21 protein-coding genes and 1 pseudogene are annotated in these 26333 nt (G+C 62.5%); 10 read left to right on the top strand and 12 right to left on the bottom strand.

Annotation, left to right across the window (positions count from 1 at the left end; all coding sequences use genetic code 11):
- Positions 1–19 precede the first annotated feature (19 nt).
- The 6 genes from VWY75_RS08975 (at position 20) to VWY75_RS08950 (ending at position 5179) form a co-directional block, all read left to right on the top strand.
- Positions 20–1036 (top strand): sugar ABC transporter substrate-binding protein, encoded by a 1017-nt coding sequence (locus VWY75_RS08975; protein WP_340547455.1) that lies wholly within the window; start codon positions 20–22, stop codon positions 1034–1036.
- 169 nt (positions 1037–1205) lie between these two features.
- Positions 1206–2267: an ABC transporter permease gene (locus tag VWY75_RS08970; RefSeq protein WP_340547454.1), complete on the top strand. Its 1062-nt coding sequence runs from the start codon at positions 1206–1208 to the stop codon at positions 2265–2267.
- Entirely contained in the window at positions 2267–3043 is a 777-nt protein-coding gene (locus VWY75_RS08965) for an ATP-binding cassette domain-containing protein (protein ID WP_340547453.1), read from the top strand. The genes VWY75_RS08970 and VWY75_RS08965 overlap by 1 nt, the downstream gene beginning before the upstream one ends.
- Positions 3040–3684, top strand: a complete 645-nt coding sequence (locus tag VWY75_RS08960) for a nucleoside/nucleotide kinase family protein (protein ID WP_416537537.1) — start codon at positions 3040–3042, stop codon at positions 3682–3684. The genes VWY75_RS08965 and VWY75_RS08960 overlap by 4 nt, the downstream gene beginning before the upstream one ends.
- Positions 3681–4652, top strand: a complete 972-nt coding sequence (locus VWY75_RS08955) for a carbohydrate kinase family protein (RefSeq protein WP_416537536.1) — start codon at positions 3681–3683, stop codon at positions 4650–4652. The genes VWY75_RS08960 and VWY75_RS08955 overlap by 4 nt, the downstream gene beginning before the upstream one ends.
- A 194-nt stretch (positions 4653–4846) precedes the next feature.
- On the top strand, positions 4847–5179 hold the full coding sequence (locus VWY75_RS08950; protein ID WP_416537535.1) for a GFA family protein: 333 nt from the start codon (positions 4847–4849) through the stop codon (positions 5177–5179).
- A 92-nt stretch (positions 5180–5271) separates the two neighbouring features.
- Here the strand turns inward: VWY75_RS08950 and eda are convergent, their stop codons facing one another.
- The 10 genes from eda to VWY75_RS08900 all read right to left on the bottom strand — a co-directional run bounded on the left by eda (position 5272) and on the right by VWY75_RS08900 (position 17536).
- Positions 5272–5919, bottom strand: coding sequence for a bifunctional 4-hydroxy-2-oxoglutarate aldolase/2-dehydro-3-deoxy-phosphogluconate aldolase (gene eda, locus VWY75_RS08945; protein ID WP_416537534.1), 648 nt, complete (start codon positions 5917–5919; stop codon positions 5272–5274).
- A 3-nt stretch (positions 5920–5922) separates the two neighbouring features.
- On the bottom strand, positions 5923–7746 hold the full coding sequence (gene edd / locus VWY75_RS08940) for a phosphogluconate dehydratase (RefSeq protein WP_416537533.1): 1824 nt from the start codon (positions 7744–7746) through the stop codon (positions 5923–5925).
- A gap of 68 nt (positions 7747–7814) precedes the next feature.
- Positions 7815–9275, bottom strand: coding sequence for a glucose-6-phosphate dehydrogenase (gene zwf, locus VWY75_RS08935; RefSeq protein WP_340547448.1), 1461 nt, complete (start codon positions 9273–9275; stop codon positions 7815–7817).
- 49 nt (positions 9276–9324) lie between these two features.
- Complete coding sequence (gene pgi, locus VWY75_RS08930) at positions 9325–10965, bottom strand: glucose-6-phosphate isomerase (RefSeq protein ID WP_416537532.1); 1641 nt, start codon at positions 10963–10965, stop codon at positions 9325–9327.
- Positions 10966–11149: 184 nt separating this feature from the next.
- On the bottom strand, positions 11150–12145 hold the full coding sequence (locus VWY75_RS08925) for an ABC transporter ATP-binding protein (RefSeq protein ID WP_416537531.1): 996 nt from the start codon (positions 12143–12145) through the stop codon (positions 11150–11152).
- Positions 12146–12157: 12 nt separating this feature from the next.
- Positions 12158–13258 carry a Gfo/Idh/MocA family protein gene (locus tag VWY75_RS08920; RefSeq protein WP_416537530.1) on the bottom strand — a complete coding sequence of 367 codons (1101 nt, stop codon included), beginning with the start codon at positions 13256–13258 and terminating at the stop codon, positions 12158–12160.
- A 157-nt stretch (positions 13259–13415) separates the two neighbouring features.
- Positions 13416–14255 carry a carbohydrate ABC transporter permease gene (locus tag VWY75_RS08915; protein WP_044040979.1) on the bottom strand — a complete coding sequence of 280 codons (840 nt, stop codon included), beginning with the start codon at positions 14253–14255 and terminating at the stop codon, positions 13416–13418.
- A 10-nt stretch (positions 14256–14265) separates the two neighbouring features.
- The gene (locus VWY75_RS08910) at positions 14266–15192 is read right to left on the bottom strand and encodes a carbohydrate ABC transporter permease (protein WP_416536595.1); all 927 of its coding nucleotides are present in this window, start codon (positions 15190–15192) and stop codon (positions 14266–14268) included.
- An 83-nt stretch (positions 15193–15275) separates the two neighbouring features.
- Positions 15276–16529 (bottom strand): ABC transporter substrate-binding protein, encoded by a 1254-nt coding sequence (locus tag VWY75_RS08905; protein ID WP_416537529.1) that lies wholly within the window; start codon positions 16527–16529, stop codon positions 15276–15278.
- 77 nt (positions 16530–16606) lie between these two features.
- On the bottom strand, positions 16607–17536 hold the full coding sequence (locus tag VWY75_RS08900; protein ID WP_416536597.1) for an N-acetylmuramic acid 6-phosphate etherase: 930 nt from the start codon (positions 17534–17536) through the stop codon (positions 16607–16609).
- A gap of 177 nt (positions 17537–17713) precedes the next feature.
- On the opposite strand from VWY75_RS08900, the gene VWY75_RS08895 reads away from it, so the two are divergent.
- Genes VWY75_RS08895 through nagA form a run of 4 tightly spaced genes read left to right on the top strand, consistent with a single transcriptional unit; the run spans position 17714 to position 21626 of the window.
- On the top strand, positions 17714–18661 hold the full coding sequence (locus tag VWY75_RS08895) for a BadF/BadG/BcrA/BcrD ATPase family protein (RefSeq protein ID WP_416541617.1): 948 nt from the start codon (positions 17714–17716) through the stop codon (positions 18659–18661).
- Positions 18658–19416 (top strand): GntR family transcriptional regulator, encoded by a 759-nt coding sequence (locus VWY75_RS08890; RefSeq protein WP_340547440.1) that lies wholly within the window; start codon positions 18658–18660, stop codon positions 19414–19416. The genes VWY75_RS08895 and VWY75_RS08890 overlap by 4 nt, the downstream gene beginning before the upstream one ends.
- Positions 19417–19440: 24 nt before the next feature.
- Positions 19441–20469 (top strand): SIS domain-containing protein, encoded by a 1029-nt coding sequence (locus VWY75_RS08885; RefSeq protein WP_416536599.1) that lies wholly within the window; start codon positions 19441–19443, stop codon positions 20467–20469.
- Positions 20466–21626: an N-acetylglucosamine-6-phosphate deacetylase gene (gene nagA / locus VWY75_RS08880; RefSeq protein ID WP_340547438.1), complete on the top strand. Its 1161-nt coding sequence runs from the start codon at positions 20466–20468 to the stop codon at positions 21624–21626. Before VWY75_RS08885 ends, nagA begins: the two co-directional genes overlap by 4 nt.
- 464 nt (positions 21627–22090) lie before the next feature.
- Here the strand turns inward: nagA and VWY75_RS08875 are convergent.
- Together VWY75_RS08875 and VWY75_RS08870 are read right to left on the bottom strand one after the other, a co-directional pair.
- Positions 22091–22662 (bottom strand): annotated as a pseudogene (locus VWY75_RS08875) (Glu/Leu/Phe/Val dehydrogenase dimerization domain-containing protein); the annotation flags it as partial.
- Complete coding sequence (locus VWY75_RS08870) at positions 22659–26288, bottom strand: hydantoinase B/oxoprolinase family protein (protein WP_416542025.1); 3630 nt, start codon at positions 26286–26288, stop codon at positions 22659–22661. The gene VWY75_RS08870 and the pseudogene VWY75_RS08875, both read right to left, overlap by 4 nt.
- Positions 26289–26333 lie beyond the last annotated feature (45 nt).

Below are 26333 nucleotides of genomic sequence, written 5' to 3'. Positions count from 1 at the left end.
GATGCTGAGGGAGGACATCATGAAGAAGATCCTACTGGGAACAGCCGTTGGAATTGCTGCCATGACCGGCAGCGCCTTTGCCGCAGAGGGTGTGACGGCCTGCCTGATCACCAAGACCGATACCAATCCGTTTTTCGTCAAGATGAAAGAGGGCGCAGAGGCCAAGGCGGCGGAGCTGGGCATGACGCTCAAGAGCTTTGCCGGGAAGGTGGATGGCGACCATGAAACCCAGGTTGCCGCGATTGAGACCTGCATTGCCGATGGCGCCAAGGGCATCCTGCTGACCGCCTCCGATACCTCGTCGATTGTACCGGCGGTGCAGCAGGCGCGCGATGCGGGGCTGGTGGTGATTGCGCTGGACACGCCGCTGGAGCCGATCGACTCGGCCGATGCGACATTTGCCACCGACAATTTCCTGGCTGGTGAGCTGATTGGCAAATGGGCGGCGGCGAGCCTTGGCGATGAGGCTGCCAATGCCAAGATCGCGATGCTGGACCTTGCTGTCAGCCAGCCCACCGTGGGCGTGCTGCGCGATCAGGGCTTCCTGCAGGGGTTCGGCATTGATCTTGGCGATCCCAACAAATGGGGCGATGAGACCGATCCGCGCATTGTCGGCAATGACATCACCGCAGGCAATGAAGAGGGCGGTCGCCGCGCGATGGAGAACCTGCTGGCGAAGGACCCGATGATCAATGTGGTCTATACCATCAATGAACCCGCCGCTGCCGGTGCCTATGAGGCGCTGAAGGCAATCGGGCGCGAAAACGACGTGCTGATTGTCTCGGTCGATGGCGGCTGTCCCGGCGTGCAGAACATCAAGGACGGCGTCATCGGTGCAACCTCGCAGCAGTATCCGCTGCTGATGGCGTCCAAGGGGATCGAGGCGATCAGCGCCTGGGCCACCACGGGCGAGAAGCCTGCGCCGACACCGGGCAAGGCGTTCTTTGACACCGGCGTGGCGCTGGTGACCGATCAGCCTGCCGAGGGCGTCGAGAGCATCGACACCGAAGAGGGCATGAACCTCTGCTGGGGGTGATCAGGTGACACACCCCTTAGAGGCAGGCCAGACAAGGGGCTGTTAGCCAAGGCGAGCCATGGGGGCGGTGGAAACATCGCCCCTTCTGCACCGCTGCGATCCCTGTCGCAGCCGCATCCCCGGCTGTGGGTGTCAGGCCCATCGGACGCCGGATCTTACGGAGACAGATATGACCACGCCCCACAGCTATGAAGCGGCGGCCAGCGGCAGCCCCGAGGCCGTTGCGGATTTTGACCAGGGAGAGGCCTCCTTTATCAGCCGGTTGCAGCATCTGCTGCATGTGACGCCATCGCTGGTGCCGCTGATCGTGCTGGTGCTGTCGGTGATCGTCTTTGGGCTGCTGCTGGGCTCGAAGTTCTTTTCGCCCTTTGCGCTGACGCTGATCCTGCAACAGGTGGGCATTGTCGGCATTGTGGCCTGCGCGCAGTCGCTGGTGATCCTGACGGCAGGTATCGACCTGTCGGTGGGGGCGATCATGGTGCTGAGCTCGGTGGTGATGGGTCAGTTCACCTTTCGCTACGGGGTGCCGCCGGAAATCGCGGTGGTCTGCGGGCTGATCTGCGGCACCCTCTGCGGCTTTATCAATGGCTGGCTGGTGGCGCGGATGAAGCTGCCGCCGTTTATCGTGACGCTGGGCATGTGGCAGATCGTGCTGGCGACGAATTTCCTCTATTCCGCAAATGAGACCATTCGCAGCCAGGTGATCGCCACCGACGCGCCGCTGTTGCAGCTGTTTGGCGAGAAGATCAAGATTGGTGGTGCGGTCTTCACCTATGGTGTGATTTTCCTGGTCATTCTGGTGGTTCTGCTGGCCTATGTGCTGCGGCATACGGCCTGGGGGCGGCATGTCTATGCGGTTGGCGATGACCCGGAGGCGGCGGAGCTGTCGGGGGTCAAGGTGAACCGTGTGTTGATCTCGGTCTATATGCTGTCGGGGCTGATCTGCGCTTTTGCAGGCTGGGCGATGATTGGGCGTATCGGGTCGGTCTCGCCGACCTCGGGACAGCTCGCCAATATCGAGAGCATCACGGCGGTGGTGATCGGGGGCATTTCGCTGTTTGGCGGACGCGGCTCGATCCTGGGGGCATTCTTCGGCGCGCTGATCGTGGGCGTCTTTACCCTGGGGCTGCGCCTGCTGGGGGCGGATGCGCAGTGGACCTATCTGCTGATCGGCCTGCTTATCATTGCCGCAGTGGCGGTAGACCAGTGGATCAGAAAGGTATCGGTCTGATGGAACCCATTTTGAAAGCCCGAGGTCTGGTAAAGCGCTATGGGCGTGTCACGGCGCTGGACCATTGCGATTTCGATCTGATGCCGGGGGAGATTCTGGCGGTGATCGGTGACAATGGCGCCGGGAAATCCTCGCTGATCAAGGCGATCTCCGGCGCGGTGATCCCCGATGCGGGCGAGGTCTGGCTGGAGGGGCGAAAGGTGGCGTTCCAGTCGCCGATTGATGCCCGCGAAGAGGGGATCGAGACGGTCTATCAGACGCTGGCGATGTCGCCTGCGCTGTCGATTGCCGACAATATGTTCATGGGGCGGGAGCTGCGCAAACCCGGCTGGCGGGGCAATCTGCTGCGGCAGCTGGATCGCGCGCGGATGGAGCAGATTGCCCGCGACAAGCTGAATGAGCTGGGGCTGATGACCATTCAGAACATCAATCAGGCGGTGGAGACGCTGTCGGGTGGTCAGCGTCAGGGCGTGGCCGTGGCGCGGGCGGCGGCCTTTGGGTCCAAGGTGATTATTCTGGACGAGCCGACGGCGGCGCTGGGCGTGAAGGAAAGCCGCCGGGTTCTGGAGCTGATCCAGGACGTGCGGTCGCGCGGCATCCCGATCATCCTGATCAGCCACAACATGCCGCATGTGTTCGAGGTTGCCGATCGCATTCACGTGCATCGGCTGGGCAAGCGGCTTTGCGTGATCGACCCCAAACAGCACAGCATGTCCGATGCCGTGGCCTATATGACTGGCGCGCAGGACCCATCCGGGGATCTGACAGCAGCATGACACGGGACATGACATATCTGGCGGATCTGGTGACCGCCGTGCAGGCGCTGCCCGTTGCCGATGGGCGCGCGCGCCGTCTGGTGGCGCTGGCGGGCGCGCCGGGCAGCGGCAAATCCACTCTGGCGGAGCTGTTGGTGCGGGCGCTCTGCGCCAATGGCACACCGGCGTCGGTGGTGCCGATGGATGGGTTTCATCTGGACAACGGGCTGCTGTCCGAAATGGATATGCTGGCGCGGAAAGGCGCGCCCGAGAGCTTTGATGCGGCGGGGTTTCAGCGGCTGATGGCGGCGATGGCGACAGAGGAGGAGGTGGTCTATCCGCTGTTCGACCGGGCGCAGGATATCGCCATAGCAGGCGCAGCGCGGGTTGATGCAGGGGTTGAGGTTGCCGTGGTCGAGGGCAATTACCTGCTGTTCGACGCGCCCGTCTGGCGGGATCTGGCGGCAATCTGGGATCTGTCGGTCCGGGTCGATGTGCCGCGCGAGGTGCTGCGGGAGCGGCTTGTGGCGCGCTGGCAGGCCCATGGGCTGAGCGATGCCGAGGCCGAGGCACGGGCCGAGCGCAACGATATGGCCAACGCCGATCGCATCGCCGAGGCGGCGCTGCCTGCGGATGTGATCTGGAAAGGTGAGACAGAATGATCCTGTGTTGTGGCGAGGCGCTGATCGACATGATCCCGGCACCGGTCGCGGGAGCCGTGCCAATGGTGGACGGCGCGGACGCGCAGACCGGTTTTGTGCCCCATTGCGGCGGCGCGGTGTTCAACACCGCAATCGCTCTGGGGCGGCTGGGGCAGGCAACCGGCCTGTTCACCGGCCTGTCGCGGGATCTCTTCGGGCAGCAGCTGATGTCGGCGCTCGACGCGTCGCATGTGGATCACGCGCTGGCGGAGGTCTCTGATCAGCCGACCACACTGGCATTTGTGCATCTGAAGGATGGCCATGCGGCCTATCATTTCTTTGACGAGAATTCGGCCGGGGCCAGCCTGCGACCGGACCGGCTGCCCGAGTTGCCGGAACAGGTCAAGACGCTGTTCTTCGGGGGGATATCCTTGTGCAACGGCGCGGCGGCTGAGACCTACGCGCGTCTGGCCGCGCGGGAAACCGGACAGTGCATCATCATGATCGACCCCAATGTGCGGGCCGGGTTTGCCAGCGACGAGGCGGCCTATCGCAGGCGGCTTACGGCGATGGTGGCAGGGGCCGGGATCGTCAAGGTATCGGATGAGGATCTGCACTGGATCTATCCGGGCGACGCTCCGATTGAGGACAAGATCCGGCAGGTTCTGGCCGCAGAGGCAGGACAGGGCCCCGGCTTGGTGATCATCACCTTGGGCAGCAAGGGCGCCAAGGGCTATCTTCGCTCCGGCCCGACGGTGGAGGTGCCCGCACAGGCGGCGGAGGTGGCCGATACGGTGGGCGCGGGCGACACGTTCAACGCAGGCTTTCTGGCGGCAGCGAGCGAGGCAGGCGTGCTGGCGGATGCCGCCAGCGGCGCGATGGATCTGGAGCAGCTGCGGGCCTGTCTGGGCTACGGTGCACGGGCCGCCGCCGTCACCGTTTCCCGCCCCGGTGCCAATCCGCCCTGGCGCGACGAGCTGGCGGGCTAGGGCCGCGATCCAACATTTGATCTGCTGAGGCGCCAGCCGGTCACAACTGCCGGTGTGGCGCTTTGCGTTGGGGATTGTCAGGGATCATGTGTTCACGTAATGTTCTCACGAATTGTCTAGTGAAGGATTATCAGATGATTGCGGGGAGCTGTTGCTGTGGAACGGTCAAATTCCGACTGAAGGCGGAACCATCCATGATGGGGACCTGCCATTGTTCGCGTTGCCGAAAGGCAGGGGCGAGCACCATCGTTTTTGTCAAGCGGGAGGATCTGAGCTGGGTTGAGGGCAAAGATCAGGTGGCCCTGTACCAGCCGACTGCGCCTTACAAATACGGCAGATGTTTCTGCAGGGTCTGCGGCAGCTCGCTTGGGGAGATCCTGTCAGAGGAGGACAGTTTCCCGATTGCCGCAAATGCGCTGGACAGCGAGATTGCGACGAGAAACCGGTTTCATGAATTCGTGTCGGAGAAGCCTGGCTGGTACGAGATTTGCGACGATGCGCCAAAATCCAGCGGCCATCCGGCCTGATCGATCTGGATCTAGACCCATAGGGGCGTGACTGCCCCGCAGCGCCGTATTGCACGGGGCTGCGGGGGGATGGGGGCGTCGGGTCTGCGCGGTCAGCGTGCCAGTTGGCTTGCGGCGCGGGCGAGGTCGCGGATGCCGTCCCAGTCGCCTGCCTCAACCAGTTTGGTCGGAGCGACCCAGCTGCCGCCGGCACAGACCACATTGGACAGCGACAGGTAGCTGTCTGCATTGTCCGGGCTGACGCCGCCGGTGGGGCAGAAGCTGATCTGCGGCAGGGGAGCGCCGATGGCCTTGAGCGCGGGAGCGCCGCCGGAGGCCTCAGCCGGGAAGAATTTCAGCATGTCATAGCCGCGGTCCAGAAGGCGCATCGCCTCGGAGGCGGTGGCGGCACCGGGCAGCATCGGCAGACCGGCGGCCTCGGCCGCGTCCAGCAGCGTGTCGGTGGCGCCGGGGGAGACGCCGAATTGCGCACCGGCCGCGACGGCGCGGGTCACATCCTCCGGCGTGATTAGCGTGCCGGCACCAACAACGCCGCCCTCGACCTTGGCCATTTCGGCAATCACATCCAGCGCGGCGGGGGTGCGCAGGGTGACCTCCAGCGCGGGCAGGCCACCGGCGACCAGGGCCTCGGCCAGCGGGCGGGCGTGGGCGACGTCATGGACAACCAGCACCGGCACGATCGGGGCCAGCTGGCAGATCTCGCGGGCGCGGGCGCTGGCGTCTTTTGGGGTGATGGGCATGAGTCAGTCTCCGATCAGGGTCGAGAATACGGTGGCGCCGGTGTCGGCCGAGGTGACGGAATTGCGGAACAGCGCGAACATCTCGCGGCCGGTGCCGTGCTGATAGGCGGAGAGGTCGGCCACCACGGGGGCGCGGTCGTCAAAGCCCTCGGCCTTGACCTCCAGCGTCCCGGTGAGGGCATCAACCCGCACCATGTCACCGTCGCGCAGTTTGGAAATCGGACCACCATCCAGCGCCTCTGGCACCACATGGATGGCGGAGGGGATCTTGCCCGAGGCGCCGGACATGCGGCCATCGGTGACCAGCGCCACCTTCTGGCCGCGCCCCTGCATGATGCCGAGGAAGGGCGTCATCGAGTGGAGTTCCGGCATTCCATTGGCCTTTGGCCCCTGGAAGCGGACCACGATCACCACATCGCCCTTGTCCAGCTCACCCGCCTTGAAGGCGGCTTTGGCCTCCTCCTGATCATGAAAGACGCGGGCGGGGGCCTCGACGATGCGGTGCTCTTCGGCCACGGCGGAGATCTTCATCACGCCGGTGCCGAGGTTGCCGGAGAGGCGGGAGAGCCCGCCGGTGGGCTGGAAGGGGTCGCTAGCGGGGCGAATGATCTTGTCGTTGAGGGTCTCGCCGGAGCCGGGTTTCCAGACCAGACCTTCGCCGGTGAGGAAGGGTTCGCTGGTGTAGCGGTCCAGCCCGGTGCCCGCCACGGTTTTGGTGTCGGGATGCAGATGGCCGGAGTTCAGCAGCTGGCCGATCACATAGCCAAGCCCGCCAGCCGCGTGGAAGTGGTTCACATCGGCCAGACCGTTGGGATAGACCCGCGCCAGCAGCGGCACCACGTCAGAGAGTTCGGAGAAATCCTGCCAGTCCAGAATGATGCCGCCGGCGCGGGCCATGGCGATCAGGTGGATCAGCAGATTGGTGGAGCCGCCGGTGGTCATCAGCCCGACGATGCCGTTCACATAGGCGCGTTCATCAAGGATGTCGCAGACCGGTGTGTAATCATTGCCAAGCGCGCTGAGCGCGAGGGCGCGGCGGGCGCCTTCCTCGGTCAGGGCGGCGCGCATGTCAGTGCCGGGATTGACGAAGGAGGAGCCGGGCAGGTGCAGGCCCATGAACTCCATCAGCATCTGGTTGGTATTTGCAGTGCCGTAGAAGGTGCAGGTGCCGGGGCCGTGATAGGCGGCCATCTCGGATTTCAGCAGCTCGTCGCGCCCGATTTCACCGGCGGCGAACTTCTGGCGGACCTTGGCCTTGTCATCGTTGGAGATGCCGGAGGTCATCGGGCCTGCGGGGAGGAACACGGCGGGCAGATGGCCAAAGACCTGCGCACCAATGACCAGACCCGGCACGATCTTGTCACAGACGCCGAGATAGACAGTGGCATCAAACACGTTGTGGCTGAGGGCGATGCCGGTGGCCATGGCGATGGTATCGCGGGAGAACAGGCTGAGCTCCATTCCCGCCTCGCCCTGGGTGACGCCATCGCACATGGCAGGGACGCCACCGGCCACCTGCGCGGTGCCGCCCACGCGGCGCACGGCGTCGCGGATCCGCTGCGGATAGGTTTCAAACGGCTGATGCGCCGAGAGCATGTCGTTATAGGCGGTGACAATGCCGAGGTGTCCGGCGGTGCCTTCGGCGAGGGACATCTGGTCCTCGCCGGTGGCGGCATAGGCATGGGCCTGACCGCTGCACGACAGATGGGCGCGGGCGGGGCCTTTGCCCTTGGCGGCGCGCATCCGGTCGAGATAGGCGGCGCGAGGTTTGGCGCTGCGGGCGATAATTCGGTCTGTGACGTCGCGGAGTGTCTGGTTCAAACGCATCGGGTGCCTCTTTCAGTCGTCAGGTGCCGGTTGGTCGTGGGTCTCAGTGGCGGGGTGGGCGGGCAGGCTCAGGAGCCGATGCCGCGCCATCGGCGATTGTCGCGGTGCATCAGCAGCAGCGCGTCCTCTGGTCCGGAGCTGCCGGGATCATAGGGCTGCGGGGTGTCATTGCTGTTGTCAGCCCAACCCGCGATGATGGGATCGGCCCAGGCCCAGGCGGCCTCGACCTCATCGCCGCGCATGAACAGCGTCTGGTTGCCGCGGATCACATCCATGATCAGCCGTTCATAGGCGTCCTGCGGCCGACCAGCCTCTGGCAGGCTGTCGGCAAAGGTCATGTCGAGATTGGCGCCGGTCAGACGCATGCCGCCGGGACCGGGATCCTTGATCGTGGTGCGCAGGGTGATGCCTTCGTCCGGTTGCAGGCGGATCACCAGCACATTGCCCTTGATACCGCCGGTGCCGGTGTCCTCGGCAAAGATGTTATGCGGCGGATCGCGAAAGAAGACGGCGATTTCCGACTCGCGGGCGCGCAGGCATTTGCCGGTGCGCAGATAAAACGGCGTGCCGGCCCATCGCCAGTTGGCGACCTCCACCTTCATCGCAATAAAGCTTTCGGTGGTGCTGGAAGGGTTGCCTGCGTGCTCGCGGTAGGATTCTCCCTCCGGGCCGCGATATTGGCCACGGGCGATCTGATCCGGGGCGACGGGGTTCAGCGCCTCGATCACCTTCACCTTTTCGTCGCGCACGGCGTTGGGGGTGAAACGGGCGGGGGGCTCCATCGCGGTGAGGCACAGAAGCTGCATCAGGTGGTTCTGGACCATATCGCGCATGGCGCCGGATTTGTCGTAATATTCGCCGCGCCCTTTGACGCCGATGCTTTCGGCGACGGTGATCTGCACATGGTCGATGTGGGAGGAATTCCACAGGGGTTCAAACAGCGAATTGGCAAAGCGCAGGGCCATCAGGTTCTGGACGGTCTCTTTGCCCAGATAATGGTCGATCCGGTAGATCTGATGTTCTTCGAAATTGGCGCGCAGGGCGGCGTTCAGCGCCTGGGCCGAGGCCAGATCATGGCCGAAGGGTTTTTCCAACACGATGCGGCTGTCGGGGGTGGCGATCCCGGTGGAGCGCAGACGGCCGGCGATATCGGGGAACAGGCTGGGCCCGACCGAGAGGTAGAAGGCGCGGATGGCATCGTCGCGCAGCAGATCGCCAAGCGCCTGCCAGCCATTGTCGCCGCGCGCATCGACGGCGGTGTAGTGCAGCAGAGTGACGAAGGCCGCGATTTCGTCGTCGCTGGTTTCGCCCGGTTGGCCAAAGGTGCGGATGGCATCGGCGACCATCTGCTGGAAGCCTTTGCGGTCCATGTCGCTGCGGGAGGTGCCGATAATGCGGCAATCGTCGGAGAACTGGCCGATCTGGAAGCGGTGGAACAGGCTGGGCAGGATCTTGCGGCGGGCAAGATCTCCGGTCGCGCCAAACAGCACGAGATCAAAGGACTGGACGGGAATGACGCGGGAAACCATGGCTCTCTCTCTGACAGCTCGAAGGGGAAATTGGCGGTCTTTTTGGTGGCTAGGGTTGCGGTTGGGTGAGTTTCGACAGCAGGCCACGGGTGGAGCCGTCTTTGGCCTCATAAGCCTCGGCCGGAGCGCTGCCATCAACCAGCGGCAATAGGCTGACGGCCAGTTCCTTGCCCAGTTCGACGCCCCATTGATCAAAGGAGTTGAGCCCCCAGACCACACCTTCGACAAACACACGGTGTTCATATAGCGCGATCAGCTGGCCCAGCACGAAGGGCGTCAGCTTCGGATAGGCCAGGGTCACCGAGGGGCGGTTGCCTGCAAAGGCGAGATGACCTGCCATCTGCTCCAGCGCGTCGCCGGTAAAGCCGCGTTTGGCAGCGATGGCGCGGGCCTCCTCGCGGGAGCGGCCCAGCATCAGGGCTTCGGACTGGGCGAGGCAGTTGGAGACCAGCAGCTGGTGGTGATCGGTCAGATCGCCCTCATGCGCCTCGGCGGCGATCAGGAATTCGGCAGGCACCACGCGGGTGCCCTGATGCAGCAGCTGGTAGAAGGCGTGCTGGCCATTGGTGCCGGGTTCGCCCCAGACGATGGGACCGGAGTTGCGTGGCAGCGGGCTGCCGTCCAGTGCGACGCTCTTGCCGTTGCTCTCCATATCCAGCTGCTGAAGATAGGCCGGGAAGCGGGACAGGCGCTGGTCGTAGGGCAGAATGGCGCGGCTGCTGTAACCGCAGATATTGTGGTGCCAGATCCCTGTGGCGGCCAGCATCACCGGCAGGTTTTCGCGAAACGGTGCGGTGCGGAAATGGCGGTCCATCGCCGCCCCGCCCGACAGGAACTCGCGGAAATTCGTGGCCCCGATGGCGATCATGATCGGCAGGCCAACCGGCCCCCAGAGCGAATAGCGCCCGCCCACCCAATCGGCAAAGCCAAAGACCCGTTCGGGGGCAATGCCAAAGGCGCCGGTTTTGTCCAGCGCGGTGGAAACCGCCGCCAGATGCGCAGAGGTGTCATCCCCCAGTGCGGCCCGCAGCCAGTCCTGCGCGGTGCGGGCATTGGTCATCGTCTCGATGGTGGTGAAGGTTTTGGAGGCGATGATCACCAATGTGGTCTGCGGATCCAGAGCTTTCAGCGTGTCGGCGATATGGGCGCCATCGACGTTGGAGACGAAATGGCAGCGCGGACCGTCGTGGTAGGGCGCCAGCGCCAGCGTGGCCATCGCCGGGCCAAGGTCGGAGCCGCCGATGCCGATATTGATCACATCGGTGAATTTGGCGCCAGTGCTGGAGCGCAGGCTGCCATCGCGCAGCGCCTCGGCAAAGCTTTCCATCTGTTGCAGGGTCTGACGCACCGGCGGCAGGATATCCTCGCCATCGACCAGGATCGGCGCGTCAGTCTGTGCCCGCAGGGCAGTATGCAGAACGGCGCGGTCTTCGGTGGTGTTGATCTTCTCGCCCCGAAACATCTGGCTGATGCGATCGGCAAGACCGGCCTCGGCGGTGAGACGCTCCAGCAGCGAGAGCGCGGTGGCGTCCAGCGCGGTTTTGGAATAGTCCAGCAGCAGCCCGTCGGTTTCGGCGGAGAAGCTCTGAAACCGGTCGGGCGTCTCGAAGAGCGACAGGAGCGGGATATCGGCGGTCTCTGTCCGGTGCTGTTCCAGAAGCTGCCAGATCTGCGTCCGGGTCTGCGTCATCGTCGGTCTCCCTCGGTTGTCCTTGCCCCGTTGCGAATCACTCAAGGGCACCGCTGCCGATTAGTTAGCGCTAACATGTGCATTTGTAACGCCCTAATATAGCAGGCCGCGCGAATAGGCCCAAATCGGGCTGTCACGGGTGAAAATGGGAGCCGGAATGAGGGGCGGGCCGGGGCGGGCCGGATCAGACCCGCTGACCCGCAGCATCAAAGGCGAGGCAGTTGGCGGGATCAAAGTCAAAGGTCAGCGTTTCGCCCACATGGGTGTCATGCTGACCAAAGAGGCGGGCGGTAAAGGTCAGATCCTCGCCCATGTCGACCAGAATATTGGTGTCGCCGCCCAGTTTTTCCACGTGAATCACCTCGCCTGTGAGCGGGCCATCCGGGCTGATGCGGGCATATTCCGGGCGAATGCCGATGAACTGTCCGGGGTTGCCGCCCAGACGCGGGGCGGGGACAAAATTCATGGCTGGTGCGCCAATGAATTCCGCCACAAAACGGTTGGCAGGATTATTGTAGAGTTCCATCGGGGTGCCGACCTGTTCGATACGGCCGTCGCGCAGCACGACGATTTTATCCGCAAGGGTCATCGCTTCGATCTGGTCATGGGTGACGTAGATCATGCTGGCCGACAGCTGACGGTGCAGGCGGGCGATTTCCAGACGGGTGTTCATGCGCAGGGCGGCATCGAGGTTGGAGAGCGGTTCGTCAAACAGGAACAGCTTGGGTTCGCGCACCACGGCGCGGCCAATGGCGACGCGCTGCCGCTGACCGCCCGACAGTTCCGAGGGGCGGCGATCGAGGTAGTCCTCCAGCGACAGCATCCGGCTGGCTTCGGCGACGCGGGCGGCGATTTCCTCCTTGGGCTGGCGTTCCTGTTTCAGGGCAAGCGCCATGTTATCGCGCACGGTGAGATGCGGATAAAGCGCATAAGACTGGAACACCATGGCGATGCCGCGTTTGGCGGGGGGCGTGGTGGTGACGGTCTGGCCGCCGATGGTGATCTCACCCGCCGTGGCGTCCTCAAGCCCGGAGATCACCCGCAGAAGGGTGGATTTGCCACATCCCGACGGGCCGACAAAGACCACGAATTCGCCGTCCTCCACGGTGAGGTTGATATCTTTCAGCACCTCGACCGGGCCGAAGGATTTGCAGACATTGGTAAGCTGTAGGGCGGTCATGGCGGGGATCCTTCAGGTCTTCGGGTTCGCAGAGGGCGAGGTGGGCGCTGTCGCCGCGGCCTCGGTCCGTTCTGTCTGTACTGTGGTCAGGTCAACGGGCGCGCCGCTGCGGATGCTCTGGTCGGCGGCCAGGCAGATTGCCAGCGAGGCAACGGCGTCCTGCATGTGCCGCTCCATGTCGATGTCCTCGGCAATGACCCGCAGCATATGGGTCTGTTCGGCAGCGCAGAGCGCCTGATGGTCGGGTTCCTCGGGCAGGTCGATGCGGCGGTCCGGGGTGTCTTGCGTGCTGCGATGCACGATCAGGCTGCCGACGGCGGTATGGCCATCGACATCGTCCGAGCCAGCCTTGTCTGTTTCGGTGATCGAGACGGATCCGTTGGGGGAAATCACGTCTTTTACGAAATACGCGGTTTCGGACATCATCGGTCCCCAGCCTGCCTCGTACCAGCCGACGGACCCGTCAGAGAAGGTCACCTGAAACTGGCCGTAATTATACATATCCTCGGCAATTTCATCCGACAGGCGCAGGCCGATGCCATGGACGCGCTGGGGTACGGCATCGGTGATCTGGCACATCACATCGACATAATGCACGCCGCAGTCCACGATTGGCGAAGTGGTCTGCATCAGTGCCTTGTGGGTCTGCCATGTAGGGCCATCGGACTGCTGGTTGAGGTTCATGCGGAACACATACGGGGGCCCGAGATCGCGGGCCTCGGCAATCAGGCGCTGCCAGCTGGGATGGTGACGCAGGATATAGCCCACCATCAGCTTGCGCCCCAGACGGCGGGCGGCGTCGGTCACTGCGCGGGCATCGGCAACCGTGGTGGCCAGCGGCTTTTCGACGAAGACATCCGCGCCGGCCTCCATTGCGGCAATGGCATAGGCGGCATGGCTGTCGGAATAGGTGGCGATGACCACCAGATCGGGTTTGGTCTGCGCCAGCGCCTGATGGAAATCGCTATAAACCGGATAGTCCTGCAAGGGGGCCTGTGCAGGCGCGCCGGAGCGGTTGACGAGGCCGACGATCTGCGCGGTTTCGTCATTGTGGTGAGCCAGCGCATGGGCAAAGCCCATATTGCCAAGGCCTGCGATCAGTACGCGGGTCATTTGGGGCCTCCGCTGTGGTCAGGATGGCTGCTGTGATGATGGCGAGAGGACAGGCTGAGCGCCGGGCCAACAAGCGGCTGGAGACTGCCGCTCCGGGGGGCTGGCCCGACGCAGCCCGGCACTGCTGCCGGACGAGCGCATAGTGTGATATGTCGGATCATTTCACCGCTCCTGAGGTGATACCGCGGATCAGCTGGCGCGAGAAGATCACATAGAGCACCATGACCGGCAGGATCGCCATCGACAGCGCCGAGAGCACGGCGTTCCAGTCTGTCACGAACTGGCCGATGAAGACCTGGCTGCCCAATGTCAGCGTCTTGGTTTCCTCGGCCGGGGCAAGGATCAGCGGGAACCAGAGATCGTTCCAGATCGGGATCATGTTGAAGACGGCGACGGTGGCCATGGCCGGGCGCACCAGCGGCAGCACGAGGCGGAAGAAGATGGTGTATTCCGAAAGCCCGTCGATCCGGCCGGCGTTCTTCAGATCATCGCTCACCTGTTTCATGAATTCCGACAGGATGAACACCGCCAGCGGCAGGCCCTGCGCGGTATAGACGAGGATCAGCGCAGTCAGCGTATTGACCAGCCCGGTGTCCACCATCAGCTCCAGAATGGCGACGGTGCCGATGCGGATCGGGATCATGATGCCAAGGGCGAGGTACAGGCCGAGCAGCATATTGCCCTTGAACCGGTATTCGGCGAGGGCAAAGGCGGCCATTGCGCCAAACAGCAGCACCAGCGCCAGCGACACCACGGTGACAATCATCGAGTTCTGAAAGTAGAGGAAGAAATCCCCCTGCTTCAGGACGGTCTGATAGCCGACCAGCGAGAATGTGTCGGATGTCGGTAGGCCGAGAGGGTCGCGAAAGATCGCTTTGCGGGTTTTGAAGCTGTTCACCAGGATCACAAACACCGGAAACAGGGCGATCAGCGTGTAGGTGATCAGCGCACCGTGGGCGAGGATGCTGTTGAACGGGTTTGAGCGGGATTTATGCATCATCGGATCCTCAGAACTGGTAGCGGCGCAGACGGGTCTGGATGCCGAAGAGATAGATGCAGACACCGATCAGGATGATCGCGAACATGGCGGTGGCAATGGCGGACCCCATGTGCGGATCGCCCAGTTGCAGCTGAAAGCCGAAGAAGGTGCGATACATGAAGGTGCCGAGGATGTCGGTGGAGAAATCCGGCCCGGCAAGCGCGCCCTGGGTGGTGTAGATCAGGTCGAAGGCGTTGAAGTTGCCCACAAATGTCAGGATCGAGATGATCCCGATGGAGGGTAGGATCAGCGGCAGTTTGATTTTCCAGAAGGCGGACATGCCGGTGATGCCATCAACCTCGCCCGCCTCGATCACCTCTTCGGGGATCGACAGCAGGGCTGCGTAGATCAGCATCATCGGGATGCCGACAAACTGCCAGACAGAGATCAGCGCCAGCGTGGTCAGCGCGTAGTCTTCTTTGCCCAGCCAGGGGGCAAACAGCCACTTCAGGCCGATGGCGTCCAGGAGGTCCGGCGTGATGCCCCAGATCGGCGAGAGGATCAATTTCCAGGCAAAGCCGACGATGACAAAGCTGAGGATGGTCGGCACGAAGATCGCGGTGCGATAGAGTGCGGCAAACCGGAGCCGGGGATGGCTGAGGATCGCCGCCAGCGCCACCCCGATTGGGTTCTGCACCAGCATATGCACGATGAAGAACCAGAAATTATTGCCAAGCGCATTCCAGAACTGTTCCGACCAGTTGGGGTTGCCGAACAGGGTCTGAAAATTGGCGAGGCCGACGAACTGGCGGATCTGGTCGCTTTCGCTATAGAGCGCGAGCCGCAGGGTATTGAACAGCGGGAAAATCATGATGGCCGTATAGACCAGCACAGCGGGCGCCAGAAAAACGGCGATATGCCAGCGTCTGCGCGGTTTATGAGGGGTGTTTTGCATGATGTGTCCCATCTGTCGACGGGTCCGGGCCGCGTGAGGCCGCCCGGACGCCTGAGTCTGTGGTCAGTCAGATCGCGGCGCGCTTATTTCTGCGGCTCGTACCAGCTGGCCAGACCCTCTTGCAGTTCAGCGCCGAGATCAGCGGCGGATTTGGTGCCCTTGATCGCGGCAACGGAGGCCCCCCAGGTTTCGTTTTCGAGGTTCGGCGTGCCGCGCGACAGGATCTGATAGGTGGAGCGGATGGTGCTCTCACACTCGCCACGCCAGGAGACGAATTCCTGCGCCAGCGGATCATCCATCGCGACCTCATGGTTTGACAGCGAGAAGAAGCCCGGCAGCGCGTTGGCGTAAATTGCGGCGAATTCAGGCGAGCCGACCCAGTTCAGGAAGGTCTTGGCAGCTTCTGCATTGGGGGAGGCGGCATTCAGGCCCACCGCGATATCGGTGTGATCCGAGATGTAGCAGGTGTCGCCCGCCGCTTTGACTGGCGGTTTGAAGGCGCCCATGGCGAAATCGGCCTGGGTGTTGAAGCCGGAGATTTCCCAGCTGCCTGCCGGATAGATCGCGGCGCGGCCCAGGGTGAAGATGTTCTGGCTGTCGGGATAGGTCTGGGCTTCATAGCCGTCGCCCATGTAGGCACCCCATTTCGACAGGGTCTCATAGGGGGCAACCCACTGCTCGTCGGTCAGTTTCTGCTCGCCTGCGATCAGGGCAAGACGGCCTTCCTCGCCTTTCCAGTAGTTCGGGCCGATGTTGTTATAGCCCATGGTGGCGGCTTCCCACTGGTCGTTGGTGCCCATCGCCAGCGGAATGTAATTGCCGTCCTGTTTGATTTTCTCCAGCGCCGCGAAGAACTCGTCTTCGGTTTCCGGTACGTCCACGCCCAGCTCGGCAAAGGCGTCCTTGTTGTAGATGAAGCCGTGGATCACCGAAGCAATCGGCACGCAGAAGGTGGCGGAGCCGTCATCTGTCTGCCAGGCGGATTTGGCCACATCGGAGAAGCTGCTCATCGCCTCAAGATCGGACAGATCGGCCAGCTGGCCCTTGTCATACAGACCAAGCGAGGCATCAAAGGGGCGGCAGGTGATCAGATCGCCGGCGCTGCCCGCATCCAGTTTGGAGTTCAGTACGGCGTTATATTCCGCCGGGGCAGAGGGGGTGAACTTCAGCTTGATGCCGGGGTTGGCGGCCTCAAAGGCGGGGATGATCTTGTCCTGCCAGAGGGCGAGGTCATCGTTGCGCCAGCTCTCAATCGTCAGCGTGACGTCTTCGGCAGCGGCTGCGCCGCCGAGCACGGTCGAGCCGAGCAGCGCGAGGGTAAAGAGTTTGCGTGTCATTCTGTATCTCCCAGTTTGCATGTTTGGTATTTGAAATCAGGGTCTTGGTGACCTCTTGGGTGGCGCGTGGCCGACCGTTACACCTGTGCGAGCGCGGCTCGCAGGTTGTCCTTGTTATGGCGCAGCAGCGTGTCCGCCGCAGTGGGGGAGGCCGCACCCTGCAACAGCAGAATGGCGGCTTTCACCGCGCCGCCGGTCTGATCCAGCGCGCGGGCGGCGGCCTCGGCGTCCTGCTGTGTGAGGGTGCAGACTATGCGGATCGCGCGTTGGCGCAGCTTGGCGTTATCTGCGATCAGATTGACCATCATACCGTCCATCACATGCCCCAACCGGATGCCTGCCAGCGTCGACATCATGTTGAGCGCGGCCTTCTGCGCGGTTCCGGCGCCCATGCGGGTGGAGCCTGCGATGACCTCCGGCGGTGTTGGCAGGCAGATTGCCACATCGGCCAGTTGCAGCAGTGGCGTGTCGGCGTTGTTGGCGATCGCGATGACCTTGGCGCCGGCGGCCTGTGCGGTTTTTGCAAAGCCGATCGGGAATGGCGTGGTGCCGCTGGCGGAAAGGGTGATCGCCACATCACCTGCGGTCACTGCGGCGGCAGCCTTGCTGCCGGCCGCGCTGTCATCTTCAGTATGGCCGGGCATCCGCCCGTCGGATGGGATGCCGCCGGCCATGTGAATGGAGATCTGATCGGCGCTGATGCCGAATGTGCCGGGCAGTTCGGCGCCATCAGCCAGCGCCATAAGGGCCGAGGAACCTGCCGCCGCATAGTGCAGGTGACCAGCGTTGCGCAGGCATTCCGTCAGCAGAGCGGCGCCTGCGGCGATGGCGGGGCGAGCGCTGTCTACAGCTGCCAGTGCGCGCGATTGCCCGTCGAGAAGCGTGTCGAGGATATCGGCATCGGCGCGCAGATCGAGCCCCCTGGCGCGGGGGTGCAGCGTTTCCGTCTGCGCATCGGTGGGCGCCGATATGCGTGCTGCGGACGGTTGTTCGCTGGTCGATGCCATGTGATTCCTCCCCCTCAGGTGAATGAGAAGTATTTAATACCTATACAATACCACTTGTCTACCATTTAATTATTTTCTTGATCTGGTGTAGATTTTTCAAGCTGTTATCTACTGTGGTGTCAACACTTGCGGCCGATAGGTCTTTCTTTTGGTTAAAAGGTATCTTATAGGTATTGCATGACTGACTCGTGCTTTCCATATCTGATCGCCGTGGACGGAGGGGGGACCTCCTGTCGCTTTGTCCTGCTGGGGGCGGGCGATCCTGCGGCTGATCTGGCTGATACCTCCGCGCCCAAGAGCTGCGGGGCGTCGCCGCGCCGGCTGGTGGTCACCGGGGGGAGCGCCAATGTCTATACCGCGCCCGAGCTTGCGGTTGAGACGCTGCGCGCGGGATTGGGCGATCTGCAACGTCAGGCGGGCCTTGACGATGAGGCTTTTCACCAGATCCCGGTCTATGCAGGGCTGGCGGGGGTGATTGATGCCGGGTCGGCAGCCTTTGTCGCCTCGGCCCTGCCGCATCGGCATATCCGGGTCGAAGATGACCGGATGCCTGCGGTTGTCGGGGCGCTTGGCGAGGGCACTGCCTGTCTGATCGGTGTCGGCACCGGGTCATTTCTGGGCCGTCAGGTGGCGGGGCAGGTCACGCTTATTGGTGGTCACGGGGCGGTTCTTGGCGATGAGGCCTCGGGCGGCTGGCTGGGGCGGCGTGTGTTGCAGCTGACGCTACAGGCGGCCGAAGGGATCGAGCCGATGACGCCGCTGCTGCGCAGCTGTCTCAGGGATTTTTCCAATCAGACTGCCGAGATTGTCCGGTTTGCCCAGACCGCGCGTCCGGCGGCCTTTGGCGCCTATGCGCCGCAGGTGGCGCAGGCTGCCGCTGCGGGCGATTCCGTGGGGCGCCGGCTGATGGCCGAAGGGGCGGAGTATCTGTGCCACGGGTTGCAGGCGCTGGGACGTCGGCCGGAGGAACCGGTTTATCATATCGGCGGTGTGGCGGCGCAATACGCCGCCTATCTGCCTGCGGATGTGGCGGAGTACCTGCAGGCGCCGGAGGGCTCGCCGCTGGACGGGGCGCTGGAGCTGGCGCGCCGCTTTGCCCGCGAGATCCGGCAGGAGGCGCTATGACGGTCGAGGAATTCCTGAAACCGGCCGCCTGGCTGGAGGACGCCGCCGGGCCACGCTATGTGCGGCTGCGCCAGCGTATCGAGGACGGCATCGAGACCGGGCTGCTGCCCAAGAGCGCGCCCTTGCCCGCCGAACGAGAGATTGCAACGCTGACCGGACTGTCGCGCGTCACCGTGCGCCGCGCCATGCAGGATCTGGTGGATCGGGGCATCGTGGTGCAGCGGCAGGGCTCGGGGAGTTTTGTGTCCGATGGCACGCCCAAGGTGGAGCAATCGCTGTCGCAGCTCACCTCGTTTACCGAGGACATGGAGCGGCGCGGCTATGACACCAGCGTCGAATGGCTGGAACGCGGTATCCATACCCCTTCGCCGGAGGAGGTGATGGCGCTGGCGCTGACCTCGGGGGAGGCGGTTGCGCGTATTGCCCGTCTGCGGCGTGCCAATGGGCGCCCGATGGCGATCGAGCGGGCCTCGCTTCCGGTGGATATCCTGCCCAATCCGCAGGCAGTCCGGGGGTCGCTTTATGAGGTGCTGGAGCAGACCGGCAGCCGCCCGGTGCGGGCCTTGCAGCGGATTTCGGCGATCAACCTGCCGGAGTATGAGGCGCAGCTGCTGGGGGTGGAGCCGGGAATGGCGGGCCTAAGCATCGTGCGGACGTCTTACTTGCGCAACCGTCGCGTGGTGGAGTTCACCCGCTCGATCTATCGCGGCGATGCTTATGATTTTGTCGCCGAGCTGCGGCTCGGGACGAGCTAACCTGGCGACCCTGAGGAGGGAACCATGACAGATATCACCAAGATGCGTCGCGAGATCGACGAGATCCCGACCGCCGTGGATCGACTGCTGAGCCAGGGCGAGGCGGATATTGACGCGGTGGCCGAGGCGGTGCGCCGCCTTGATCCGAATATTATGGTGACGGTGGCACGCGGATCGTCCGACCATGTCTGCACCTATCTGAAATATGCCAGCGAGATCCTGCTGGGGGTGCCTGTTGCCTCGGTCGGGCCGTCGGTTGCGTCGATCTACAAGGCGCCGTTGCGGCTGCAGGGGGCGCTGAGCCTGGCGGTGTCGCAGTCGGGCAAAAGCCCGGACATCGTGGCGATGGCGGAAAGCGCGCGCCGTGACGGGGCGCTGGCGGTGGCGCTGACCAATGATCCCGCCTCGCCGCTGGCGGCTGCGTCGGACCATGCGCTGGACATTCACGCAGGGCCCGAGTTGAGCGTGGCCGCGACGAAGACCTTTGTCACCTCGGCGGTGGCGGGGCTGTGGCTGCTGGCCAAATGGGATCGCAATCAGGCGGTGCTTGCGGCGCTGCACGCCTTGCCGGAGCAGTTGGAGCGCGCCTGCCGCATTGACTGGCCCGAGGTGCGCGAGGCCATCGGCGCGCGGTCATCGCTGTTCACGCTGGGGCGTGGTCAGGCGCTGGCGGTGTCGAATGAGGCGGCGCTGAAATTCAAGGAAACCTGCCAGCTTCATGCGGAGAGCTATTCCTCGGCGGAGGTGCTGCATGGGCCGGTGTCTATTGTGGAAGAGGGCTTTCCGGTGCTGGGCTTTGCGGCGGCGGATGCCGCTGAGGACGCGCTGGCGGGTATCGCCGATCAGATCGCGGGCAAGGGCGCGCAGGTCTTTGCCACCAGCGACAAGGTGACGGCGGCGCGGCGGGTGGATCATATCCGCACGGACCATGCGCTGACCGATCCGATCAGCCTGATCGTGTCCTTTTATGCGATGGTTGAAGCCTTTGCCGCCTCGCGCGGGATTGACCCCGATGCGCCCCGCCACCTGAAAAAAGTGACGGAAACGGTATGACCGGCGACCGGCAACCGCTGCGTGCGCTGACCGGTGCCCGCATCCTGACCCCGGTGGGCTGGGAGGAGGACAGCGCGCTGGTCCTGCGCGGCGACCAGATCGCGGCCGTCCTGCCCGTCGGCAAACTGCCCGAGGGGGCGGAGGTGACGGAGCTGACCGGTGGGATCCTGACGGCGGGGTTTGTCGACCTGCAGGTCAACGGTGGCGGCGGGGTGATGTTCAACGACGCGCCCGAGCTGGAGCAGTTGCAGGTCATCGCAGCGGCCCATGCGCAGATTGGCGCGACCTCGATCCTGCCGACGCTGATTACCGATACGCCGGATTTCGTCGCCCGCGCCATCGACGCCGTGGACGCCGCGATTGCCGCCGGGGTTCCGGGCATCATCGGGCTGCATCTGGAGGGGCCGCATCTGGCGGTGTCGCGCAAGGGCGCGCATGATGCGTCTTTGATACGCCCGATGAGCGAGACCGATCTGGAGATGTTATGCGCAGCGGCCACCCGGTTGCCGGTGCTGAAGGTGACGCTGGCGACCGAAGCGGCGACCCCGGCGCAGATCCGGCGGTTGAGCGAGGCGGGCGTGCTGGTGTCGCTGGGTCATACCGATGCGAGCCACGCCGATTGCGTGGCGGCGGTTGCGGCAGGCGCGCGCTGCGTCACCCATCTGTTCAACGCCCAGAGCCAGCTTGGCAATCGCGAACCGGGTGTTGTCGGCGCCGCCCTTGATCTTGGCGGGCTGTCAGCGGGGCTGATTGCGGACGCGGTGCATGTGCATCCGGCATCCATGCGGGCGGCGCTGGCGGCCAAGACCGGGCCCGGGCAACTGTTTCTGGTCAGCGATTCCATGGCCACCGGCGGCTCCGATATCGACCGCTTTACCCTGAATGGTCGCGAAATCCGCCGTGACGGCAATCGGTTGACGCTGGCTGATGGCACCCTTGCGGGCGCCCATCTGGAGCTGGCAACGGCGGTGCAGATCCTGGTCGAGACCTGCGATCTGCCGTTGGAGACGGCGCTGGAGATGGCCACGAGCCGGCCGGCGGATTTGATCAGGCGGCCCGATCTGGGGCGCTTGCAACCCGGCGCGCGCGCCGATGTGCTGCATCTGAACGACGCGCTGGAGCTGCAGCAGGTCTGGCAGGGCGGCTTGGCGCTGTAGCTGCTGTTGCATCGTGTCGCTCAGCGATGCCTCATACGGTGGAATTTGGCGCCAACTGTTCTGCTGGTTCCGGACGCCCTGCTGGTCTGCTCTGAGGTCATGCTGACCGATCCTGCACGACCCACGAACGGCAGAAAAGCGCGGATAGCGTGCGTTGCAAAATCGGTCATTTGACGCAACCAGCCGAGGGTTTCTGCTGCGCCGCAGCCGGCCGTTCGCTGCGACTGCGAGGTTTTGCAGCCGGTGAGCTGACACAATGCGGGACGGACCCGACTTTTGCTAATGCAGCCGGCGCTTACACAGCAATCTCTCGCGGTTGCAGCAAAAATAATTCTGCGATGCGACCCGTGTTGGACCTGTCACGTTTTAGTGTCGCCCCAGGTGCTCGTTTAAGCCACCTTCCGTTCGAATGCGACTGGGATCGGAATATCACATTCATCGTGCAGCGCCTCTGCTCCATCTGGCGCATAGGTGCCGCCTTCAATCCCGCTGCCCCCCAGGGGTTTGCCGGTATCACAGGCCAGGCCGTTGATATCTTCGGGCTTTTGGCGCCGGTATTCATCGGCGATCCACATCATGGTCAGTTCATTGGTGTCCCTGTCGGGTGCCGGAACATTCATGACTGAGTTCAGGAACCCATGGCGGATCAATTCCTGGGCAAAGCGCCGGGTGATTTTTTCCAGCTCATGTTCTTCCCGGTCGCGTGGGTCGATCCGCAGGGCGCCCTTGGAGCCGCCGAACGGCGGCCCCAACAAAGCACATTTATGAGTCATAAGCGCCGCCAGCGCCTCAACCTCTTCCTGATCGGTATCCGGAGAATATCGGATGCCGCTCTTTGCCGGAGGGTTTTGGGTGGAATGCACCGCGCGCCACCCTGTAAAGGAGTGCATTTTGCCACGCAGCCGCACACCGAAGCGGGTCACATAGGTCGCGTGGCAGATGCGGATTATTTCTCATCCAGCCCTTCTGGTAAATCGATTGTGGATGCTATGTCGTTAAACATGGCATCTACATCAGGCAAGAACGCACGACTCATCGGATGGCCCCCAGCAGGCGGGGCATCAAAGATGCCTTTGCGATGCCAAAGCCGCCTCCGCCTGGGGTTTTCATGATGAAGACGTCATCGACCCCCATTTGAGTTTCATCATTCCCTTTCAGCATTTCGACATCCCCGTTGCTGCGCTTAACCGAGTTTTCACCGGGTTTGCCCGGTTCACCACCTGCTGCGCCATGGGGCACGGTTTCCCGATGCGAAGACAGCACCGTGACGGTCATCGGAGTGAGGAACCGCAGCTTGCGGATAATCCCGTTGCCGCCCGTGGTTTCTCCCGCGCCGCCAGAGTCCTGCCGGATCGAGAATTCATCCACGCGCACCGGGAACCGAGTTTCCAGAACCTCCGGGTCCGTCATGCGGGTGTTTGTCATATGGCTGTGCACCGCACTGGCCCCGTCAAAACCATCCCCTGCGCCTGTGCCACCGCAGATCGTTTCATAGTTTTGATACTCATCGTTCCCGTAAACGAAGTTGTTCATAGTGCCCTGCGAGCCGGCGATAACACCCAAAGCACCATAAAGCGTATCGGCAATGGCCTGGCTGACTTCGGTATTACCGGAGATCACCGCAGCTGGGAATTCCGGGTTGATCATTGATCCCTTTGGCGTTCGAACCTCCAGCGGCTTCATGCAACCTTCGTTCATCGGAATATCGGACCCGACCAGCGTGCGGAAAACGTAAAGAACAACTGCGCGGCAAATCGAGTAAGGAGCATTGTAATTCAAAGGACTCTGATCAGAGGTGCCTTCAAAATCGATGATCGCCTTGCGCTCGACTCTGTCCACCGAAATGCTGACACAGATCTTTGCACCACCGTCCAGTGGATATTCAAACGAGCAATCCTTTAGAACATCCAGAACCCGGCGCACGCTTTCTTCGGCGTTGTCCTGCACATGGCCCATATAGGCGTGCACGACACCAAGCCCAAACTGCTCTACGATATTCTGCAACTCTTTGACGCCCGTGGCATTTGCAGCCACCTGCGCTGCCAGATCAGCCATATTCTGATCGATGTTCCGGCAGGGATATGGTCCGCTGCCCAGCAAAGCGCGCGCTTCTGCTTCGCGCAAAGTGCCGCGATCCACCAGCAGGAAGTTGTCGATCAGGATACCTTCCTCATCAATGGTCTTGCTGTCTGGCGGGGCTGAACCCGGGGTTTTGCCACCAATATCTGCATGGTGACCGCGGGATGCTGTGACGAAGATGATGTTTTTCCCATCGGCATCAAACACCGGAGTGATGACTGTGACATCCGGCAGGTGTGTGCCGCCATTAAAGGGATTGTTCATCATGAACACATCGCCCGGGCGGATCTTGTCTGTGTTTTCGCTGAGGATAGATTTGACGCTGCCGCTCATGGACCCAAGGTGGACAGGCACGTGTGGTGCATTGGCCACCAGGTCGCCGTTGGCATCAAAGATCGCACAGGAAAAATCAAAACGTTCCTTGATGTTTACCGAATAAGCGGTGTTGGCTAAAGTTGCCCCCATTTGTTCGGCAATCGACATGAACAGGTTGTTAAACACCTCAAGCATTACTGGATCGACCGTCGTGCCAATCGCCTCTTTGCGTTCCAATGGCACAATCCGCGTCAGCACAAGGTTGCCACCTTCGCGGCATTCTGCTTGCCAACCATCTTCGATGGCATTGGTCCCAGTGGGCTCAAAAATGATTGCTGGTCCGGTGACCTTGTCACCAATGGTCAAGGCGGTTCGATCCACCATTGGAACATCTTGCCAACGGCCATTGCTATACATGGAGGCGTTCAGGTTCTTACCACGCCCTTCTTCATTGACAGGAAGCGTTACATCTTCGCCAGTGGATCCGATGGATTCTGATGTCAGAAGGTCGATGATTAGTTGATTGTAGTCCGGCACAAAGCCGAAGCGCTGCTCGTGCGCTTCCTCAAATCCTTTACGCATCTCCTCGACGGTTCCAAAAGGAACGTCCAGGGTCTGATGTGAGCCATCGGTCCTAATATGAGCTGTGCGAACAATTTGAATCGCCTCTTTGGATACACCCTGTTCCAGAACTTCGTTATGCGTTTCAGCATCCAGCCCTTTCAGAACAGTCTCCGCTTCAGAGATATTTTTGATGGGCTGCGCAAACTGGTATTCCCGCAGGGCACGTACATCCGCCAACCCCATACCGAATGCTGAGAGAACGCCCGCAAACGGGTGAATGAATATACTCTCCATGCCCAGGACATCCGCAACCTGACAGGCGTGCTGCCCCCCCGCACCACCAAAACAGTTCATGGTGTATTGGGTCACATCATAGCCGCGCTGAACACTGATCTGCTTGATCGCATTTGCCATGTTTTCCACGGCGATGCGCAGGAAACCTTCGGCAAGTTGTTCCGGACTGCGCTCTGGTTCCCCGGTTTCTGCCGATATTTCTTTGGCAAGCGCTGTAAATTTCTCACGCACGACCGCCACGTCCAGCGGTTCGTCGCCATTGAGGCCAAACACATGCGGGAAGTGATCTGGTTGAAGCTTGCCAAGCAAAACGTTGCAGTCGGTTACGGCAAGCGGGCCGCCACGGCGGTATGAAGCCGGGCCTGGGTTTGCACCGGCGCTCTCGGGACCCACTTGCATGCGTCCGTTTGAGAAGCTGAGGATCGAGCCACCGCCAGCTGCAACAGTGTGGATGCTCATCATCGGTGCTCGCATCCGCACGCCTGCGACCTCGGTTTCAAAGGAACGTTCGAATTCTCCCGCATAGTGGCAGACATCGGTAGAAGTGCCGCCCATGTCAAAACCGATGAGTTTGTTAAAACCAAGGGCTTCTGCACTGCGCACCATACCGACCACGCCGCCAGCAGGGCCAGATAGGATTGCATCCTTACCTTGGAACAGGTTTGCATCGGTCAACCCACCATTGGACTGCATGAACATCAAGGACCTACATCCACCGCGTGTGGCACCAAGCGCATCGCTGACTTGCTGAACATATCGGCGAAGGATTGGCGACAGATAGGCATCCACAACGGTTGTATCCCCACGGGAGACAAGCTTGATCAGCGGGCTAACCTTGTGGCTAAGCGAGACCTGGGTGAAGCCGGATTGCTTTGCCATCTCGCCGATCTTTAGCTCGTTGTCGTGGAATCTGTAGCCATGCATCAGTGCCACCGCGACAGAGCGGTACCCGCGCCCGTAGGCCTGAGACAGCGCGTCGCGGACTTGACGCAGGTTCAAGGGTTCGATGACATTGCCATCGGCATCGACGCGCTCTTCAACTTCAATGACCTCTTCATAGAGCAGCTCAGGCAACTGAATGTTCAGATCAAATAAGCGCGGCCGGTTCTGGTAGCCGATGCGCAGCAAGTCTCTCATTCCTTTTGTGATGAGCAGGATTGTCCGATCGCCTTTGCGTTCCAGAAGCGCATTGGTTGCGACGGTTGTCCCCATCTTGACTGCATCGATCGTGCCTTCGGGGATAGGGCTGTCCGCGTCCAAGCCTAGAATTTCTCGGACCCCTTGAACTGCCGCGTCTTTGTAACGCTCGGGGTTTTCGGAAAGTAGTTTATGGGACTGAAGCGTTCCGTCCGGTTTTCGTGCGACGATGTCGGTAAACGTACCGCCTCGGTCGACCCAAAATTGCCACATGGCATAGCTCCTTTGTTTGCCGGGCAACTGCCTGGCATGTTTTCT

The organism is Phaeobacter sp. JH20_08 (genome assembly GCF_048056635.1).
GTDB classification, from domain to species: domain Bacteria; phylum Pseudomonadota; class Alphaproteobacteria; order Rhodobacterales; family Rhodobacteraceae; genus Phaeobacter; species Phaeobacter bryozoorum.
This window is presented reverse-complemented; position numbering and strand designations above follow the sequence as displayed.

Coding starts and splice junctions, on each gene's coding strand:
- VWY75_RS08925 (WP_416537531.1), bottom strand. CDS start 12,145: ATGACCGCCCTACAGCTTACCAATGTCTGCAAATCCTTCGGCCCGGTC.
- VWY75_RS08895 (WP_416541617.1), top strand. CDS start 17,714: ATGACTGACTCGTGCTTTCCATATCTGATCGCCGTGGACGGAGGGGGG.
- VWY75_RS08960 (WP_416537537.1), top strand. CDS start 3,040: ATGACACGGGACATGACATATCTGGCGGATCTGGTGACCGCCGTGCAG.
- zwf (WP_340547448.1), bottom strand. CDS start 9,275: ATGGTTTCCCGCGTCATTCCCGTCCAGTCCTTTGATCTCGTGCTGTTT.
- edd (WP_416537533.1), bottom strand. CDS start 7,746: ATGCGTTTGAACCAGACACTCCGCGACGTCACAGACCGAATTATCGCC.
- VWY75_RS08915 (WP_044040979.1), bottom strand. CDS start 14,255: ATGCATAAATCCCGCTCAAACCCGTTCAACAGCATCCTCGCCCACGGT.
- VWY75_RS08920 (WP_416537530.1), bottom strand. CDS start 13,258: ATGACCCGCGTACTGATCGCAGGCCTTGGCAATATGGGCTTTGCCCAT.
- VWY75_RS08955 (WP_416537536.1), top strand. CDS start 3,681: ATGATCCTGTGTTGTGGCGAGGCGCTGATCGACATGATCCCGGCACCG.
- VWY75_RS08900 (WP_416536597.1), bottom strand. CDS start 17,536: ATGGCATCGACCAGCGAACAACCGTCCGCAGCACGCATATCGGCGCCC.
- pgi (WP_416537532.1), bottom strand. CDS start 10,965: ATGACGCAGACCCGGACGCAGATCTGGCAGCTTCTGGAACAGCACCGG.
- VWY75_RS08905 (WP_416537529.1), bottom strand. CDS start 16,529: ATGACACGCAAACTCTTTACCCTCGCGCTGCTCGGCTCGACCGTGCTC.
- VWY75_RS08965 (WP_340547453.1), top strand. CDS start 2,267: ATGGAACCCATTTTGAAAGCCCGAGGTCTGGTAAAGCGCTATGGGCGT.
- VWY75_RS08970 (WP_340547454.1), top strand. CDS start 1,206: ATGACCACGCCCCACAGCTATGAAGCGGCGGCCAGCGGCAGCCCCGAG.
- VWY75_RS08890 (WP_340547440.1), top strand. CDS start 18,658: ATGACGGTCGAGGAATTCCTGAAACCGGCCGCCTGGCTGGAGGACGCC.
- VWY75_RS08870 (WP_416542025.1), bottom strand. CDS start 26,288: ATGTGGCAATTTTGGGTCGACCGAGGCGGTACGTTTACCGACATCGTC.
- eda (WP_416537534.1), bottom strand. CDS start 5,919: ATGCCCATCACCCCAAAAGACGCCAGCGCCCGCGCCCGCGAGATCTGC.
- VWY75_RS08975 (WP_340547455.1), top strand. CDS start 20: ATGAAGAAGATCCTACTGGGAACAGCCGTTGGAATTGCTGCCATGACC.
- VWY75_RS08885 (WP_416536599.1), top strand. CDS start 19,441: ATGACAGATATCACCAAGATGCGTCGCGAGATCGACGAGATCCCGACC.
- nagA (WP_340547438.1), top strand. CDS start 20,466: ATGACCGGCGACCGGCAACCGCTGCGTGCGCTGACCGGTGCCCGCATC.
- VWY75_RS08910 (WP_416536595.1), bottom strand. CDS start 15,192: ATGCAAAACACCCCTCATAAACCGCGCAGACGCTGGCATATCGCCGTT.
- VWY75_RS08950 (WP_416537535.1), top strand. CDS start 4,847: ATGATGGGGACCTGCCATTGTTCGCGTTGCCGAAAGGCAGGGGCGAGC.